The sequence below is a fragment of the Thalassospira sp. GO-4 genome, assembly GCF_023588965.1.
Lineage (GTDB): Bacteria > Pseudomonadota > Alphaproteobacteria > Rhodospirillales > Thalassospiraceae > Thalassospira > Thalassospira povalilytica.
Genome location: NZ_CP097807.1, coordinates 4,088,535 through 4,105,899, shown reverse-complemented (window position 1 = coordinate 4,105,899; position 17,365 = coordinate 4,088,535). Strand labels below are relative to the sequence as shown.

Below are 17,365 nucleotides of genomic sequence, written 5' to 3'. Positions count from 1 at the left end.
AAATCCGGTCCCGCTAATTTCCTTCAAAGAACAGCCGCCGGTCTTTTTGACAGGTTTCGAGCAGAAATTTCCAAACGGACATCAAACCGGGAAACCGATGCAGGTCGCTCGACGAGGAAATCCAGTATTTGCGCTCGAATGCAATTTCCGGACAGACCCGCACCAGATCAAATTCCGAAATCAGATAGATCGGGAAAATCCCCAGTCCCAACCCGGCAGCCGTGGCAAATAATTGCGACACCATGCTGGTTCCGCGGAACGCATATTTCAGGTTCGGTGAGAGTTCTTCGTGATAATTCAGGGTCTGGGAGAAAATATGATCCCGGACATATCCGACCCACATATGGTCAAGAACATCCTGCGATCCCTTAAGCGGGCCGTGTTCGGCAATATAGCCTTCGCTGGCATAGATACCCAATGTGTAGGGAGTGAGAACCTTTTTGATGATGTTTTCACCTTCGGGTTCTTCCAGGGTTACACAGATATCAGCTTCTCTGTTTGTGATCCGGGCCTGCTTGGGCAGTGAAACCAGTTCAAAATCAATATTCTGTCCACGAAGCCACCAGGAAATCTTTTCACCGAGATACCCGTTCCCGATGCCTTCTACAACACCGACGCGGATTTTCAGGCGCGGGGCTGCGGGACTGTTCTGCTGCGCAAAAGCAAGCCGTAATTGACGTTCACATTCAAGTGCATAACTGGCCAGATCGCGCCCGTCCCGGGTCAGTTTATAGCCGGTCTTGTCCTGTGAAAACAGACGCACCCCCATACTGTTTTCAAGGTTGGATATCCGCGCCTTGACCGTTACGCGCGACGTATCAAGAACCCTTGCTGCTGCGGACAGGGTGCCTTCGCGTGACAATACCAGAAGATGCTTTAAGTCATCCCAGTTCAGATCAAAATGGGGTTCTTGCAACCGTCAAAATTCCTGTGGATTTGCAAAGGTTAAATACACCTGCTGCCAAGCAGGCCTGTCCTTTTTTTCTGACGTTTTGAGCATACCGTAAATGGCAGTTTGTTGAAACGACTTCTGCCCGGTTTCAGCGGGAAAATCGCGTTTGTTTACCCGCGCAATTGACCGAAATTCATTACACGCTATGATTGCATTGTGGCGCGCGGTTGAAACAATCGGGCTAATTTCGGTTGTGATGTTTAAATCCTTCTCAACAAACACAATCTATAGGCGAAGCCACCCAAACAAAGTCGCCCACATAAGGTGACTTGAGGAACCAATGCATGCGCAGCTTCGTGACAGGGAATGTGAAGGATACATCTCGGTGGCTTTTGCCGATATGCATTTTGTGTTTGCTGACCGCGGCTTCGGGCTTCATTTTCTTTTACGAAAAGTCGGTTGAACAGGAAGTCTTCAGCGACACCAATCAGGACCTGCAACAGCTTCTTGCGCAGGGGCGTTCGGTTCTGTTCAACGATCTTTACCGGTTTCGCGACAATCTGAGTTTCCTGCATGCGACCCCGCCGATTTCGGGGCTGACGCGGGCGGAAAGCAATGGCGGCATTGACCCGTTTGATGGCACCAGTTTTGACCAGTGGAAGCTTCGTCTTGAGACGATTTTCATCGCGATGCTTCACAACAATGCATCGATCGATCAATTGCGGATCATTCGGACCAACGATGCCGGATCCGAACTTGTCCGGGTGAATCGCAGGGGCGGCAATATTTATGCCGTCCCTGATCAAATGCTTCAGGACAAGGGCACAACCGACTATTTCGCCCACTCCGCCGCCCTCAAACCAGACGAGTTGTTTGTTTCACGCATCAATTTGAACCAGGAATTCGGCCAGATTGAATATCCGATCCGGCCAACCTTGCGGTTATCGCTGCCGATCTTTAACGAAGACGGCACGCGATTTGGCTTTCTGATCATGAATATCAACGCGCAGAACCTTCTGACGCGTCTGCAAAAAGAAGTCACCGGCGATTTCGAAATCATCCTGACCGATAATGACGGATTTTATATTGCTCATCCGCTTGAAGAATACCGGTTCAGCCGGGATTTGCTGCCGGAACATCGCTGGGACAAAGATTACGACACCCGCGAAAACGAACAAACCGGCCTGATTACCGCGACTGAACTCAGTTCGAACCGTCGATTTTATATTCAGGCATCCACCATTCAGTTTGCGTCAAACCCGGCATCGGTATTGCATCTGTATGCCGCAATTGCATCGCAACGGGTCGCCGACGTGATCTGGAAAAGGCGCCTGTCGACTTACGGGTTTGCGGCGGTTTCCATTGTCATCATGACCATCACGCTTTTGCTTTTGCTGCGTGGATACAGAAACAGCATTCATCTTGCCGATGCCCGTGCAGAACACGAAGCAATCATCCGCAGTTCTTCTGACGGGGTGATCGGGCTCAAGCGATCCGGAACGGTTTCCAGCGTCAATGAAACCGCCGAAAAGCTTTTTGAAATCAAACGCGGCACGGCGATCGGGCGCAATATCGCCGATCTCAACATCCTGCCGGATGTAGATTTTGTCGAAAAAATCAAACAGGTCACAACGTCAAAAACACCTGTGTCCTTTGACGCTACATTTGTTTCGGCCAGCACCGACAAAAAAGAACTGCTTTTGACCTGTTCCCCGATCATTAGTGACGGTCGCGGGATCACCGGGGCTGCGGTAATTGCCCGTGATGTAACGCAGGAAAGGATCGCCGAACGCCAGATCCGCCGCGCCAATGCCGAGCTTGAGGAAAAAGTCGCCAAACGCACAGCCGAACTTGCCGAAGCCCACAAAAAGGCGTTGCAGGCAAGCGACATGAAAAGTGCCTTTATCTCGAATGTCAGTCACGAAATGCGCACCCCGTTAAACGGCATGGTCGGTGCCCACAAACTGATAGAACGCGATCCACTGACCGAAAATCAGCGCAAATACCTGCTGATGGCCGAAACCAGCTGTTCGACCCTGATGACATTGATCAACGACATCCTTGATCTGTCAAAGATCGAAGCCGGAAAACTCGAATTTGAAAGCAAGCCGTTCAATCCCCTGCAACTGTTTGAAGCCATTGCAAGTTCATCGGTCATTCGATCACGTGAAAAGGGTCTGGATCTGATCCTTGATACGGTCGATCTTGATCATATTGAACTGTATGGCGATGCCACACGCTTGAAACAGGTGCTCAATAATCTTCTGAGCAACGCCATAAAATTCACCGACGAGGGATATGTCGGTATTTTTGTCGCCAGCAAAGTTGAAGGCGAACGCATTCGCCTTGATGTTTCCGTCGAAGATAGCGGTATTGGCATTTCAGAAGAAAACAAACACAAGCTTTTCACCGCTTTCACCCAGGAAGACACATCCATTTCATCCGAATTCGGTGGCACCGGCCTTGGATTGTCGATCTGTCGGCAGCTTTGCGGTCTGATGAATGGCGACATCAATTTTGATTCCACCAAAGGAACCGGAAGCCGCTTTTTCTTCCATGTGTATTTCGATGCCAAAACCGCCAAAAAACGTTCTGTTCCGGCACTTCTGAAAGACAAATATGTCTTGCTTGATCTTACTCATGAACAAGCTGTCATTGCGGTATCGCGCCTGATCAAACGGCTTGGCGGTGATGTCATCAACATGAAGACAGATGCAGTATCAGACAAAATACGGCCGCTGCCCGATGTTGCAATTACCGATCACACCGATCGCGAACTTGAAAAGTTCTGTGCGTTTCTAAGCACCCTGACAACCGATGGCGAGACGCCACCGCACTTGCTGATCGTGCAGAACTTCCGGCGCAATCCGTTAAAATATTCGGGTAAGACAAACTGGCTGTCCGAACCGGTCAGCTATTCCGAACTGGTTGCCAATCTTGATCCGGATCATCGCCAGCAACCCGCCCCGCATATGCCGTCCGGGACAAAGGCCCTGCAACCGGTTACTGCCAACGCCCCCCAAACCAGCACCGCGGATGCCAATGCGGCATCTGACAAACTGGCGACCATTCTTATTGTCGATGACAATGCCATCAATATCGAAGTCGCCAAGGGATTGCTGTCGGGAATGGATTTCACCCTGCTGACCGCAACCAACGGTGCCGAGGCACTCGAAACCATGCGCCATGCTTCCGAACCGATTCACGCGGTCTTGATGGATTGTCAGATGCCGGGCATGGACGGGTTCGAAGCCACCAAACAGATCAGAAGCGGCATTCTTGGGCCTGTCATGTCAAACATTCCGATCATCGCCATGACCGCCAATGCAATGTCGGGTGAAAAGGAAAAATGCCTGGATGCCGGAATGAATGACTATATCACCAAGCCGATCGAACCCGACCGGCTGGTGAACAAGGTCATGCACTGGGTCCAGAAGCAGCTTGCCAAAAGCCAATAGGCCCTTATGCAATCCGTCCCCTGCCAGAAAAGGCTTTGCAACATCGCCTGATGCAAATCATCGGCATTGATTGTTCTTCTTCAAAGCCTGTTTTGATTGATTTGTGATTGATTACCCGATCTCACGCCAAAACGTACGGATCTGGTTTTTGATCTCAATAATATTAAGGGGCTTTTTCATCCAGCCAATCGGCGGCGATGTCGTGCCAGCTTCATCGTTATAAGATGACAGGTTGGCAGAACATATAATGACCGCCGTTCGGTGAAAGTTTGGCAAGCTGCGCAATTCCTGCAACAGCTGATCGCCGCTTGTATCTGACAAATTCATGTCAATCACCAGCAATTGGGGACCGAATGTTTCTTCAAGCGCATTGATCACTTCTGCGCCGGAATGAAAGAGCTTCAGCTCGAATTCCTGATCTTTTCCAATTGCAGCAAACCAAACCTCATGCATCAAGGGGTCATCATCAACGACCCACACATGCCTTAACGGATTGACACTGAACATATAAGTCACTCATTCGCCGCCATTAGTTTAACTATTTTGTGATGTTAAACCATTGGTTGCCATCATTTCAATGTAACCTTTTATCTTTCGTGCAATGCGCCATCGAAACTTTTGATGATCGGGGATGCAAGATATTTGAACAGAGTTTTCTCGCCGGTGATGATATCGACCAGAACCGTCATGCCCGGACTGACCAGGAATTTGTCCTCTTCACCCACGATATAGCTGTTCATGGCGATGTCCGCCTTGAAGAACGGGGTTCCGTCTTCGTCAAAGAATGTCGATGGCGAAACACGCTGTACCGTACCCTCGATTGTTCCATAGCGGGTATAGTCATATGTCAGAACTTTGATCTTGGCACTTTGACCGACGGTCACATGTCCGACATCATTTGTCGACAGACGGGCTTCAACGATCAGTTCGCTGTCATCAGGCACAATTTCCATGATCTGCGCACCCGGGGTAATCACCCCGCCGATCGTTTCAATATCGATCCCTTTGACGTATCCCGACACCGGGGACGTGATATCCAGACGTTTGACACGATCAACCGCACGTTTGATTGCCAGACGAAGTTCAGCGGCCTCGGTGGCAAGCGCACTGAGTTCGGCTGTCAGTTCGGCATGGAACGTCATTTCCATTTCGATCATACGCTGGCGTGCCTCGACAACACGTTCATTGATACGGTCCGCATCCAGGATCAATGCCATGCGTTCGCTTTGAAGACGGGCAAGTTCACGCTGATCCTGAATGAAGTCCAGACGCGGGAAAAGTCCCTTGTCGACCAGAATCTGACGCCCGTCGACCTGATTCTGCATCAGATCGATTTGTTCGCCCAGCGCATTGGACTGGTGGGTGATCGTTGTCAGCTCAGCCTTGCGTTCGCGTTCCTGCTGACGAAGAACATCAAGCTGGCTTACCAGACGCTGTTTGCGACTGTTCAACGCTTTCAATGCCGTTTCCGCAATTTCGGAATAGACACCGGTCTGCATCAGTTCGGCGGGTGTCGTTCCTTCGGCTGCGGATTTCAGCAACCCGTATTTCATGGTGACGGCCATCAAACGGGTTTCAAGCTGTTCAAGTTCGGACTGCGCGATATCGGGGGCCAGGCTGACAAGCAACTGTCCTTCGGTAACGTGCTGACCATCCTTGACCGCAAGATGCGACAAAATTCCGCCTTCGAGATGCTGGATACGCTGGATCGCGCCAACCGGCACAATTTCGCCGGAACTGACCGAAATCTCGGCCATCGGTGTCTGGGTTGACCAGACAGTTGCACCAAGGAAGAAGACCAGCATGAAGACCACCGTAAACATGGCCGGCCGGTGGGTGGATTTTTTGTCAAACAGCTGGATCGCTGTCACCGGGGCGTCGACCGTAAACTTGCTGTTGTTTGTTTTCCCGGTATCGCCCTGTGGGATGGCGTACTTGTTCTTGCTCATGATCAAGCTCCCCGCTTCTGGGACAGTTCGCTTGGTGCACAGTTGCGCACCAGCATTCCCTGATTAAGAACCAGCACGCGGTCGGCAACACGAAGATATTCCGGCTCGTGCGTGGTGAAAATGGTTGTCGATTTGCCGCGTCTTTCTTCGATTTCCGACATGAAAAGATGACGCGACTGAATGCTGGCGGCATCGGGTTCATCAAGAAGAAGCAACCCGCGACGGCAATAGAACGCACGCGCCATCGAAAGAATGCGACCAAGGCTGCTTCGTGGGTCCAGATCGCAAAGCGACGTGTTATAGCGGTTTGGCAACCGCTGAACTTCGAATTCAAGGCCCATCTGCTTGCAGATCAGTTCTGCCGAGATCGTCTTGTCGAACGGATCGGCATGTTCGAGATATTCACGAATGGTCAGGGGCAGATGAATCGTATCGCGTGACATATAGGACATCGATTGACGCAAAACGTTCGGCGGCACATGGCTTGGCGATACGCCATCAATCGTGATTGTGCCGATCTGCGGGGCGGTTGTCCCGGCAATCACATCAAGCAGAACCGACTTGCCCGAACCGCTATGGCCGGTAATGGCAATGGTTTCGCCCGCGGTGATTTCAAGTGACACATTGCGAAGTGCCGGGGAAATACCGCGCTGGAAGGTAATGGTCACACCGCTGAGCGAAATGTTGCCATTGATGCCCTTGATCTGGTTGCCCGTGCCGTCGGCCGCCGAATTGTCAAACATCATGTCGGCATTGGCCTGCGAGACATCCATCGAATTTTTGGTGTCGTTCCAGCGCAGCTTGGCTTCAAGCATTGATGGCACCGGGGACATGATCCGCCAGACCAGTGCAACCGAGGCAATCAGCGCACCGACTGTCAAATTCTGGTCCAGAACGGCAATTGTGCCAAATCCAAGCGTTGCTGTGACGGCAAGCGACCCCAGACCCGACGAAATGATACGGGCAAGATGCAATTTGCTTTGACGCAGACGGTCTGCTTCTGACAGGCGGGCTGATGCATCACGGAACCTGTTGAGCCAGTTCTGCGTACGTGCAGCCAGTTTGATGGTCAAAAGACGACGGGCAATTTCATGACAGACAAGATTGAAATCATCGGCCTTCTGGATCGTCAGCATGTTGCGCGATGACGGCGGCGCCAGCAGCACCAGAATAAGCATCACACCACCACCCACCACAAGTGCAGGCACCGCCGCAAGCCAGCCACCCAACACCGCAAGTGCAATGAAATAGATGATGCTGACCGGGCCTTCGATCAGCGCCATGCCGACCGGACCGGTGATGAAGTTACGTACGGTTTCAACATCACGCATCCTGGTCAGGCCAAGGCGGCTGTCAAACATCCGGGATTCGGTGTGCGAGATTTTGAGCAAACGGCTGAAAATCCGGGTATTGCCCCGGAATTCGGTATTGGCGGAAACCTTGGCCAATATCCAGGCACGGATCATCCGTGCGCAAAACTCGCCAACCACGGCAAGCATGAAACCGACAATCACATAGGCAAGGATCGTTGTATTTTCGGCGGCAAGAACCTGGTCATAAATGGCAAGTGTGAATAGCGGCAATGCCAGACCAAGGGTACTTGATACCAGCGTCAAAAACGCAATCAGCGGCCCGTGCCCGTCAAGATATTGCGAAATCTGTTCAAAAATGGTGGCCCGGATTGAACCGGCATTGCTGCGATTGTTTTCGGCAACCGAAAACACCAATGCACGCCCGATCGAATCAAGTGCCGGCATTTCTGTTTCAAGACCATTATCGATCCGCAAACAGATGGGCGGGCCATCCCCGTTCGGAGTAATGGCAATCAGATTGCCTTCGCGGGTTTCGAAAACACACAGCAACCCGAAGAACAGCGTATCGCGCAACGATCCGTTCACCAGTTCCGGGGATGCGCCAAGGCTTAGCGAGAATTTGGCAATATCTTCAAGCTGCAAACGCTCATAATTCTGTGTGATGGTTGCAAGGTCTGCTGTCGTAACAGCCAAACCTGCCTTGACGAACAGCCTGTGCAGCCCTTCAAAGCGAAGTTCCTCGAACGGATCCTTGGCATTCTCGGTTGTCGTGCGGCCTGCTGTGGTAACTGGAGTAAGCGTCATTTTGCTCTCGCCTCCACGGTTCTGATTTCTTGTAAGTGGCCTTCGGACAGCTTGAAGCGCCGCGACGAGACAGCCTTAAGGGTTTCACGGTCGCTGAAAATCAGGACAGTTGCCTTGCCCGACAGGGCCTTGATCAACCGCGACAGACGGATTTCGGTGTTGGCATCAAGACCGAATGTTGCATCATCAAGAATGATGAACTTCTTCTTCAGCGCCAGGGCACGTACGATTGCGATCTTTTGCAGGAAGCCGGTCGGCAGTGCGGTATTGGTTGAACCGATTTCGGTTGCATATCCCTTGGGCAGACGCTTGACCGCCTGATCAAGCCCGATCAGATGGCTCAGATAACGCACATCGGCATAGTTATCCTGGTTGCCCATGGTCAGCGCATCAATCACCGTTCCTTCCGGCAACTGGGGCGATGTCCCGATATAGGTTGTGTTGCTGCGAATGAGTTCGGCCGAACTGCCTTCAAGGCGGATTCCATTGATGGTGATATTGCCCACGATCGGGCACAGCCCCAGAAGTGCTCGCGAAAATGTGGTTTTACCATCACCGCGGCCGCCTTCGATGCTGACAATCGTGCCCGGTTCGATATCAACCGTAATGTCTTCAAGGCAGGCCTGATCTTCACCGACCCGGCAGACGCTGACCTGATAAAGCGAAAGTTTCGGCGCGGCACTCCAACGCGGCAACTTGACCGCTGACGGTGCGGCATCGGTCGCACGGCCCAGCTTCAGCTTAAGGATTTCACGCTGTTTGTTCAGACGGTGCAGTTGGAACTGCATCAGGAACTGATAGCAGGTTTTAAGCGGCTCGATCGAACGACCGGTCAAAAGCGTGCACGCCGCCAGACCACCATAGGTCATATTGCCCGACAAAACCGAAAGCGCACCAACCACGATCACCGACCCGATCAGGGCCTGGGTGACAAAGGTAAATATCTCGACACTGGATGCTGACAGGAACTTCATCCGGCGCAGGCTTTCGGAATGCGCGCCCTGAATGTTTACAAACTTGTCGGAAAGCGCGACCTCGCATGCCAGCGATTTGGCATGGCCCAGATTGTCAAAAACACCCGACAGAAAATGCTGACGCACATCTTCGCTATCGAAGTAGCTTTTTGACGCCCGCGTATGAAGAACGGCCAAAATCGAAATGACAATTGCAAACAGCATCAGCAACGTCACCGGCATCATGACCAGCCAGCCACCAATCAACCCGACAATCGCAAGAATGCCGATCAGAAATGGCAAATCCGCGATCAGTTGTGCCCGCAGCAAGGTAAATTCGCGTTTGCTGTTGGCGATATTGAAGGTCGAGCTCAGAACACCGAACGGAATGCGTGCCGCCGTCGGGAAGCTCTGACGCAACAAGCGCGAAAATGTCTTTTCACGCAGGGAATAATCAAGCCGGGCGGAAACCTTGGCCAGAATGGCCTGCCGCGAGAACCGCAACAGCATGTCGCACGCCACCACGATGACGATGCCGATCAGCAAGACTGTCAATGTCGGGATAGAGGAGCTCGGCAATACCCGGTCATAAACCAGAAGGATCGCAACCGGCATCGCCAGAGCCAGCAGGTTCAGCATTGCAGACGCAGCAAACAGGGTTAGCGCTTCATTCAAACGAATGCCGCGTGTCTTTCCTGCTGCCTGCAAAACCTGTGTTTGGCTCGTCGTTGACTCTGACATGAAATTTCCCTGGTTGCGAATTGCCAGCTCAGTTCATGCTCGGAGTTTAGTACGAGGCGGAAACACCTTTCAGTTTTGGGTCTGTAGCGAATTGTTATGCGATTGTTTTTGCCGATACATCCGGCGAACGGTCAATTGTCACCGGAACTGCTGAAAACATATCCCTTGCCGCGCACCGTCTGGATGAATTCCGGCTCGGCAGGTTCGCGTTCAATCCGTTTGCGCAGACGCGCAATCAGGATATCGATACTGCGGTCCATATATTCCCATTCCCGGCCACTCACCGCGACAGAAAGGTCATTGCGCGACAGAACCTGACCGCTATTGCTTGCCAGGAAATACAGCAATTCTGCCTCGTTTGCCGACAGCGTAAACTCGTCACCATTGTCATGCGTCAGACGATGTGTCTGGGCATCAAGTGTCCATTTAGCAAACCGGATGTGCTTGTCGCCCGCTGCGGGTGCAGCCGGTTGGGCGGCACTGTTCAGATTGGTTCGGCGCAACAAACTTCTTATGCGTGCCAACAGGTTACGCGGTTCCAGCGGCTTTGTGACATAATCATCCGCGCCAAGCTCAAGACCGACAATCTGGTCGATGCTGTCACTTTTGCGCGAAAGAATGATCAGCGGCGAAGTCAGCGTTTCGCGCAACTTCCGCGTCAGGTCGAAACCGTCCCCGTCCGGCAACATGATATCAAGCAGTATCAGGTCAATTGTCTGGCTATCCAACAATTCCCACATTGCCTGGGCTGTATGGGCAACAACGACCTCATACCCTTCTTCGGATAAATAAACCTCAAGAAGATTTGTGATATCAGGATCGTCATCCACGATCATGATGGTCAGGCTTTGTGTCAAAAAAGACCCCATTTCAATTGTACACCAGGCATTACAATTCAATAACATTTTGCAACCAAAAGTGCATTTCTTTGTTGCGCCCGCTTCTCCAGAATTCATCGGAATAACGACAAATCTATGGGCGAAATCCTGTTCGCCGACGGAATTCTTGGAGACGAATGATGGCTGACATACGTGATCAGGGACAAGTCAACACACCGAAAGTTCAGGCTGACGATGGCCAGAGCCTTCAGGTGTCTCTGCGACAGGATACCTCGCTTTCCAGCGTTCATACGGGAAGCCGTCAGTGGTATGACCCCCGTATCGAAGCGGCCCCGGATGAAGGCTACACGCAGTCACCCGATATTTCGAACTCCTCCGAAAACTACAATGAATCTGTCCTTCAGGATGGCGACAGCTCTGTTTCAAACATAGAGTTGGGCGGGTCCGGAAACAATGCCTCCTCGACCAAAATCGTAAACAATCAGGCCCCGATCGCAGGAAACGGGCAGGAAATTATCGAAACCAACAGCCCGCCTCTGCAACCGGTTACCCAGCCTGACACCGGCGACACCTTTGGCAACGGCTTTGGCGGCGGGGGTGGCGCTGGTGGCACATCGGGTTCTGGCGGCTCATCTGCGGCTGCCCGCTCGGTGGGCGGCGGCGGGGGTGGTGGCGGCACCACAACCATTGCTGGTGCCAGTGCTGATGATGCGGCGGCGGGGGCTTCGGGCTCCGATGTTCTTTCGGTAAATGATGTCGAAGGTGCGGGTGGTGAAAACCTGACACTGAACATCAATGTTTTCGAAGATAACTCCACCTCGATCTATTTCATCCTGATCCAGGGCATGCCTGATGGTGCGACCCTTTCTGCCGGTGACAATCTCGGCAACGGGATCTGGCAGGTCAGCGTTGATGAACTTGATGGGCTGAGCGTTGCAATTACCGAAGAAACCATCGGCAATTACAATGTTACTGTCACTGTCATCAACACCGAAACCGGTGAAGTCGTCGATAGCGAGTCTTTTGAACTTGCTGCAAATGACGGTGCAGACGCCCCGACGCTCAGCGTTGACCCTGCTTCGGGCAACGAAGACAGCGCAATTGCACTTGATATCACCGCCGGTCTGACCGATGCGGATGAGACCCTGTCGGTGACCATCAGCGACATCCCGGCTGGTTCCACCCTCTCGGCTGGTACCGTCAATCCGGATGGCACCGTCACCCTAACTGCCGGTGAGCTGGCAGGTTTGACCATCACCCCGCCGGAAGATTTCAGCGGGTCGTTTGATCTGACCGTGACGGCGACTTCGACCGAAGGATCGGATACGGCATCTGTTAGTGAAACACTGGCCGTCACCGTCGATGCCCAGGCAGACGCCCCGACGCTCAGCGTTGACCCGGCATCGGGCAACGAAGACAGTGCCATTGCGCTCGATATCACCGCTGGTCTGACTGATGCGGATGAAACTCTGTCGGTCACCATCAGTGACATCCCGGCGGGATCCACTCTGTCGGCTGGTACCGTTAATCCGGATGGGACTGTGACCCTGACTGCCGGTGAGCTGGCTGGTCTGACCATCACACCACCGGAAGACTTCAACGGGTCGTTTGATCTGACTGTCACTGCCACCTCCTCGGATGGCGCAGATACTTCGTCGATTGCTGATACCCTGTCGGTCAACGTTGACCCGGTTGCCGATGCACCGGCTGTCACGATCGATATTGATCCGGTCATCGAAGAAAATGTTCCGTCTGATCTGACCATCACCCTCGATCCGCTTGAGGCCGATGTTACCGCAGAAATCACCGTCACCGGTCTGCCCGCTGATGCAACGCTCAGTGCCGGCACCCAGAACCCGGATGGCAGCTGGACCCTTTCCGAAGGCGACCTTGCGGGCTTGACCCTCACGGTTTCGACAACCGTCAATATCTCCTTCACGGTGGATGTCACCGTGACACACACCATCAATGGCACAACCGACAGCACGACCCAAAGTGCGACTGTCGATGTGGTCGATGCTGGCGCACTGCCAAGTGTTACTGTCAGCTTCGATGGTGCCGTGCTGGAAGATGCTGCAACACCTCTCGATATCAGTGTCGCCGTTGAAAGCGGTGAAAGTGTTGTCGAAGTCACTGTTGACGGCCTGCCTGCCGGTACCACTCTTTCTGCCGGAACCGTCAATCCCGACGGCTCCGTTACCCTGACCCCGGGCGAACTGGCCGGTCTGACCCTGACCCCGCCTGACGATTACAATGGCAGCCTTGATTTCACGGTAACCGCTGAAACCACGTCCGGAGCCGGCACCGAAACCGTTACCGAAAACGTCTCGACAACGGTTGAAGCCGTTGCCGGCACCCCGATCCTGACTGTCAATGGCGCCAGCGGTGCTGAAGATGGCGGTGCCATCACGCTTGATATCACGGCCGGTGTAACCGATGCCGGTGAAGGCCTGGAAATCACCATCAGTGACATTCCTGCTGGTTCCACCTTGTCGGCTGGCACCGTCAATCCGGATGGGACGGTTACCCTCACCGCTGGCGAGTTGGCAGGTCTGACCATCACCCCACCGGAAGACTTTAGTGGGTCGTTTGATCTGACTGTCACCGCCACCTCCTCGGATGGTGCAGACACCGCATCCATCGCAGATACCCTCTCGGTCACCGTTGATCCGGTTGCCGATGCTCCGACGCTCAGTGCTGATCCGGCTTCGGGTAACGAAGACAGTGCAATTGCGCTCGATATCACCGCCGGTCTGACCGATGCGGACGAAACCCTGTCGGTGACCATCAGCGACATCCCGGCGGGTTCCACCCTGTCGGCTGGTACCGTAAACCCGGATGGGACTGTGACCCTCACTGCCGGAGAGCTGGCAGGTTTGACGATTACCCCACCGGAAGACTTCAGCGGGTCGTTTGATCTGACTGTAACCGCCACCTCCTCGGATGGTGCAGACACCGCATCCATCGCCGATACCCTGTCTGTCACCGTTGATCCGGTTGCTGATGCTCCGACGCTGAGCGTTGATCCGGCTTCGGGCAATGAAGACAGTGCCATTGCGCTTGATATCACCGCAGGTCTGACTGATGCGGATGAGACCCTGTCGGTCACCATCAGCGACATTCCGGCTGGTTCCACTCTGTCGGCTGGTACCGTTAATCCGGATGGCACGGTTACCCTTACCGCTGCGGAACTTGCCGGTCTGACAATCACGCCGCCTGCTGATTACTATGGCTCGTTCGATCTGACAGTTACCGCGACTTCGGTTGATGGCTCAGACTCTGCATCTGTCTCTGAAACGCTTACGGTTCAGGTTGAAAACGTTGCAGACGGTCCTGAGTTGACCCTTGGTCTGCCAGCCCTGTGCCTCGAAGACACGGCTTGTGGTCTGACCATTGATGTTGGCGTACTGGCACCATCAGAAGTTCTTGAAGTCACCATCGAAGGGCTGCCCAATGATGGGACCCTGTCGGCGGGCATCAAAAACCCGGATGGCAGTTGGACCCTGACCCAGGCAGAACTTGTCGGCCTGACTGTCACCGTCCTTGAGCCCGGTGATTCGCTTCTGACCGTAACCGCCACCGTCAATGATCCGATCAGTGGCACCAGCGACAGCACCATTGCCAACATCAATCTTGAGGTCCTCAATGTCGCAGAAGGCCCGACCCTGAATTTGGGGCTGCCGGCACTGTGTCTGGAAGACACAGCCTGTGGTCTGACCATCGATGTTGGTGTGCTGGCACCATCAGAAGTTCTTGAAGTCACCATCGAAGGGCTGCCCAATGATGGGACCTTGTCGGCCGGCATCAAAAACCCGGATGGCAGTTGGACCCTGACCCAGACCGAACTGGTCGGCCTGACTGTCACCGTGCTTGAGCCCGGGGATTCGCTTCTGACCGTGACCGCCACCGTCAATGACCCGATCAGCGGCACCAGTGACAGCACCATTGCCAACATCAATCTTGAGGTCCTCAATGTCGCAGAAGGCCCGACCCTGAATTTGGGTCTGCCGGCGCTGTGCCTCGAAGACACGGCTTGCGGTCTGACCATCGATGTTGGTGTGCTGGCACCGTCAGAAGTTCTTGAAGTCACCATTGAAGGGCTACCCAATGATGCGACCTTGTCGGCCGGCATCAAGAACCCGGATGGCAGCTGGACCCTGACCCAAGCCGAACTGGTGGGGCTGACTGTCACCGTCCTTGAGCCCGGTGATTCGCTTCTGACCGTGACCGCCACCGTCAATGACCCGATCAGTGGCACCAGTGACAGCACCATTGCCAATATCAATCTTGAGGTCCTCAATGTCGCAGAAGGCCCGACCCTGAATTTGGGTCTGCCGGCGCTGTGCCTCGAAGACACGGCTTGCGGTCTGACCATCGATGTTGGTGTGCTATCCCCAACCGAGGTACTTGAAGTCACCATCGAAGGATTGCCTAACGATGCGACCCTGTCGGCCGGGATCGAAAACCCCGATGGTAGCTGGACCCTGACACAGGCTGAACTCGTCGGTTTGACCGTTACCGCGCTGGAGCCGGGGGATTCGCTTCTGACCGTGACCGCCACTGTCAGTGATCCAATCAGCGGCACCAGTGACAGCACGATTGCCAACATCAATCTGGAAGTTCTCAATATCGCAGATGCACCGACACTTGATCTGTCGCTTTCTGCTGCTGTGATCGAGGACTCGCCCACGCCGCTTTTGATTACGGTAAGTGATCTTGCCCTTACCGAGGATGTCACCCTGACAATTGACGGGGTGGATAACGGTGCGACGCTTAATGCCGGAACGCTTAACCCGGATGGCACCTATACGCTTGAGCTTCTGGATCTGGTGGGTCTGGCGATCACGCCGGACACCGAAGACGATCTGCAATTGTCGATCACGGCGACGGTTGAAGATTCTTCGAGCAATACTGTGGCGACAACGACGGCAACGCTGGATATCGATGTGCTGCCAAATCCGTTGGATCCGTTGATCTGATCCCGTCTGGAGAGGAGTGGATAAAATGACAGCGACAATAACAAAATTTGCTGCCCAAGAACGAGGCGGTCAACGCCCGGTACGCCTGCTTATCTGTGATGATTCCGTCTTTATGCGAATGGCTTTGGTTGCCCTTTGCGAGGATCATCCGGAAATCGAAATTGTCGGGGAAGCCGAAAACGGACTTGAAGCCGTTGAAGCCGCCCGAAGATTGCAGCCCGATGTCATCACGATGGATATCGCGATGCCCCATCAGGATGGTATTTCTGCCACCCGCGAAATTCTGTCCGAGGCCGATACATCGATCATCGTTCTGAGTTCATTAAGCGAGCAACGCCATACACTGGCCAATGAATTGCTTAATCTTGGTGCGGTCGATGTGATCTGGAAGTCTGCATCGATGCTTGATATCGATCTCGATGGTATTGCCGCAACCATGCTTGAAAAGATCATTTTCTGGGGGCGCAATTCATTCGGATCGGAACAGGATGAAATCGGCGACAGTCCGAAAATCGAAATCCTGGTCAAACGCAAAGAACCCAAACTGCTTTTGCTAAAGGCTGGGGCGGGCAGCGTGCCCATTCTCAAGGATATTGTGGAAACCTTTTCCACCGGCTGTTTGCCGGTCCTGATTTCGGCAAATGTGCCGCGCTCGTGCATTGAATCTCTTGAGACTTTTCTCAAGAGGAAGTCAATCCGGCCGCTTATGCCGGTCGAGGACGGACTTGGTTTGGAAACCGGTGTCACCTATATCATGAACGAACAGTCCAGATTCGGGGTGATTGGTGAACGCGGAAGTTGCCGGTTCCGTCCACTCGCACTTCTGGATGCCAAAGACAATCTGATCACGACACTGGTAAAGTCGGGATATCTGCCTGTGACCATCGCACTTCCCGGCGTGTCTGACGAGTATCTGCTGCATCCGGAAAACGTTTTCTCGGGCGGGCAGTTCTGCTTCCTGGGGGAAGAAGGACGAAGCCCGCAAACCGCACCGTCCAAGGAATGGATATCCATCAACAGTAGAATACACCTCAATCGTGTTCTGGAGATTTTATAGTCATGAACGCTTCGATAAACATGAACAGCTTTCAGTCGAAAATTGCTGCGTTGCGTGAACGCTATGCCGAGCAAACTTCTGAGAAAATCGACTTTATCGTAAGCACCTGGTCGCGTTACTGCGAAACTCCGAACCGGGATGATTTCGAAGTTCTTCTGATGGAAGTCCACCGCATTTCCGGAACGGCAAAAACATATGGTTTCCCCAGACTGGGGGAAATGGCATGTGACCTTGAAAAGCTGCTGATTGACGAGGGCGTGGCAAACCCGTCTACCAAGGCCCTGTCGATCATTGATCAGCTAAAAGACTATTCCGCCGACGAAGACGAAGGGTTCGAAGCATAGGCATTGCTGCCCCAATTCCGATAACCGCGGCACAGA

10 protein-coding genes are annotated in these 17,365 nt (G+C 53.4%); 4 read left to right on the top strand and 6 right to left on the bottom strand.

Translation table 11 applies throughout. The features are described from left to right. Positions 1 to 13 precede the first annotated feature (13 nt). Positions 14 to 916: a LysR family transcriptional regulator gene (locus M9H61_RS18685; RefSeq protein ID WP_068519432.1), complete on the bottom strand. Its 903-nt coding sequence runs from the start codon at positions 914 to 916 to the stop codon at positions 14 to 16. Between the two features lie 383 nt (positions 917 to 1,299). Here M9H61_RS18685 and M9H61_RS18680 point away from each other — a divergent pair, with 383 nt between their 5' ends. Next, positions 1,300 to 4,350 carry an ATP-binding protein gene (locus M9H61_RS18680; RefSeq protein ID WP_250282263.1) on the top strand — a complete coding sequence of 1,017 codons (3,051 nt, stop codon included), beginning with the start codon at positions 1,300 to 1,302 and terminating at the stop codon, positions 4,348 to 4,350. 111 nt (positions 4,351 to 4,461) lie between these two features. Here the strand turns inward: M9H61_RS18680 and M9H61_RS18675 are convergent, their stop codons facing one another. The 5 genes from M9H61_RS18675 to M9H61_RS18655 form a co-directional block, all read right to left on the bottom strand. Continuing rightward, entirely contained in the window at positions 4,462 to 4,857 is a 396-nt protein-coding gene (locus M9H61_RS18675; protein ID WP_250282257.1) for a response regulator, read from the bottom strand. Between the two features lie 80 nt (positions 4,858 to 4,937). Then, positions 4,938 to 6,299, bottom strand: coding sequence for an HlyD family type I secretion periplasmic adaptor subunit (locus M9H61_RS18670; protein WP_206926930.1), 1,362 nt, complete (start codon positions 6,297 to 6,299; stop codon positions 4,938 to 4,940). A gap of 2 nt (positions 6,300 to 6,301) precedes the next feature. Continuing rightward, a complete protein-coding gene (locus tag M9H61_RS18665; protein WP_068519428.1) occupies positions 6,302 to 8,416 on the bottom strand; it encodes an ATP-binding cassette domain-containing protein in 2,115 nt (704 codons plus the stop codon). Beyond that, positions 8,413 to 10,110, bottom strand: coding sequence for an ATP-binding cassette domain-containing protein (locus M9H61_RS18660; RefSeq protein ID WP_250282254.1), 1,698 nt, complete (start codon positions 10,108 to 10,110; stop codon positions 8,413 to 8,415). The genes M9H61_RS18665 and M9H61_RS18660 overlap by 4 nt, the downstream gene beginning before the upstream one ends. 131 nt (positions 10,111 to 10,241) lie before the next feature. Further along, complete coding sequence (locus M9H61_RS18655; protein WP_250282252.1) at positions 10,242 to 10,979, bottom strand: response regulator; 738 nt, start codon at positions 10,977 to 10,979, stop codon at positions 10,242 to 10,244. A gap of 149 nt (positions 10,980 to 11,128) precedes the next feature. Here M9H61_RS18655 and M9H61_RS18650 point away from each other — a divergent pair, with 149 nt between their 5' ends. From M9H61_RS18650 to M9H61_RS18640, 3 genes are all read left to right on the top strand, one after another. Beyond that, a complete protein-coding gene (locus M9H61_RS18650; protein ID WP_250282250.1) occupies positions 11,129 to 15,928 on the top strand; it encodes an Ig-like domain-containing protein in 4,800 nt (1,599 codons plus the stop codon). 112 nt (positions 15,929 to 16,040) lie between these two features. After that, positions 16,041 to 16,985: a response regulator gene (locus tag M9H61_RS18645; RefSeq protein WP_170310098.1), complete on the top strand. Its 945-nt coding sequence runs from the start codon at positions 16,041 to 16,043 to the stop codon at positions 16,983 to 16,985. 2 nt (positions 16,986 to 16,987) lie between these two features. Continuing rightward, positions 16,988 to 17,329, top strand: coding sequence for an Hpt domain-containing protein (locus M9H61_RS18640; protein ID WP_250282248.1), 342 nt, complete (start codon positions 16,988 to 16,990; stop codon positions 17,327 to 17,329). Positions 17,330 to 17,365: the final 36 nt, after the last annotated feature.

Coding starts and splice junctions, on each gene's coding strand:
- M9H61_RS18665 (WP_068519428.1), bottom strand. CDS start 8,416: ATGACGCTTACTCCAGTTACCACAGCAGGCCGCACGACAACCGAGAAT.
- M9H61_RS18660 (WP_250282254.1), bottom strand. CDS start 10,110: ATGTCAGAGTCAACGACGAGCCAAACACAGGTTTTGCAGGCAGCAGGA.
- M9H61_RS18645 (WP_170310098.1), top strand. CDS start 16,041: ATGCGAATGGCTTTGGTTGCCCTTTGCGAGGATCATCCGGAAATCGAA.
- M9H61_RS18640 (WP_250282248.1), top strand. CDS start 16,988: ATGAACGCTTCGATAAACATGAACAGCTTTCAGTCGAAAATTGCTGCG.
- M9H61_RS18655 (WP_250282252.1), bottom strand. CDS start 10,979: ATGGGGTCTTTTTTGACACAAAGCCTGACCATCATGATCGTGGATGAC.
- M9H61_RS18675 (WP_250282257.1), bottom strand. CDS start 4,857: ATGTTCAGTGTCAATCCGTTAAGGCATGTGTGGGTCGTTGATGATGAC.
- M9H61_RS18670 (WP_206926930.1), bottom strand. CDS start 6,299: ATGAGCAAGAACAAGTACGCCATCCCACAGGGCGATACCGGGAAAACA.
- M9H61_RS18650 (WP_250282250.1), top strand. CDS start 11,129: ATGGCTGACATACGTGATCAGGGACAAGTCAACACACCGAAAGTTCAG.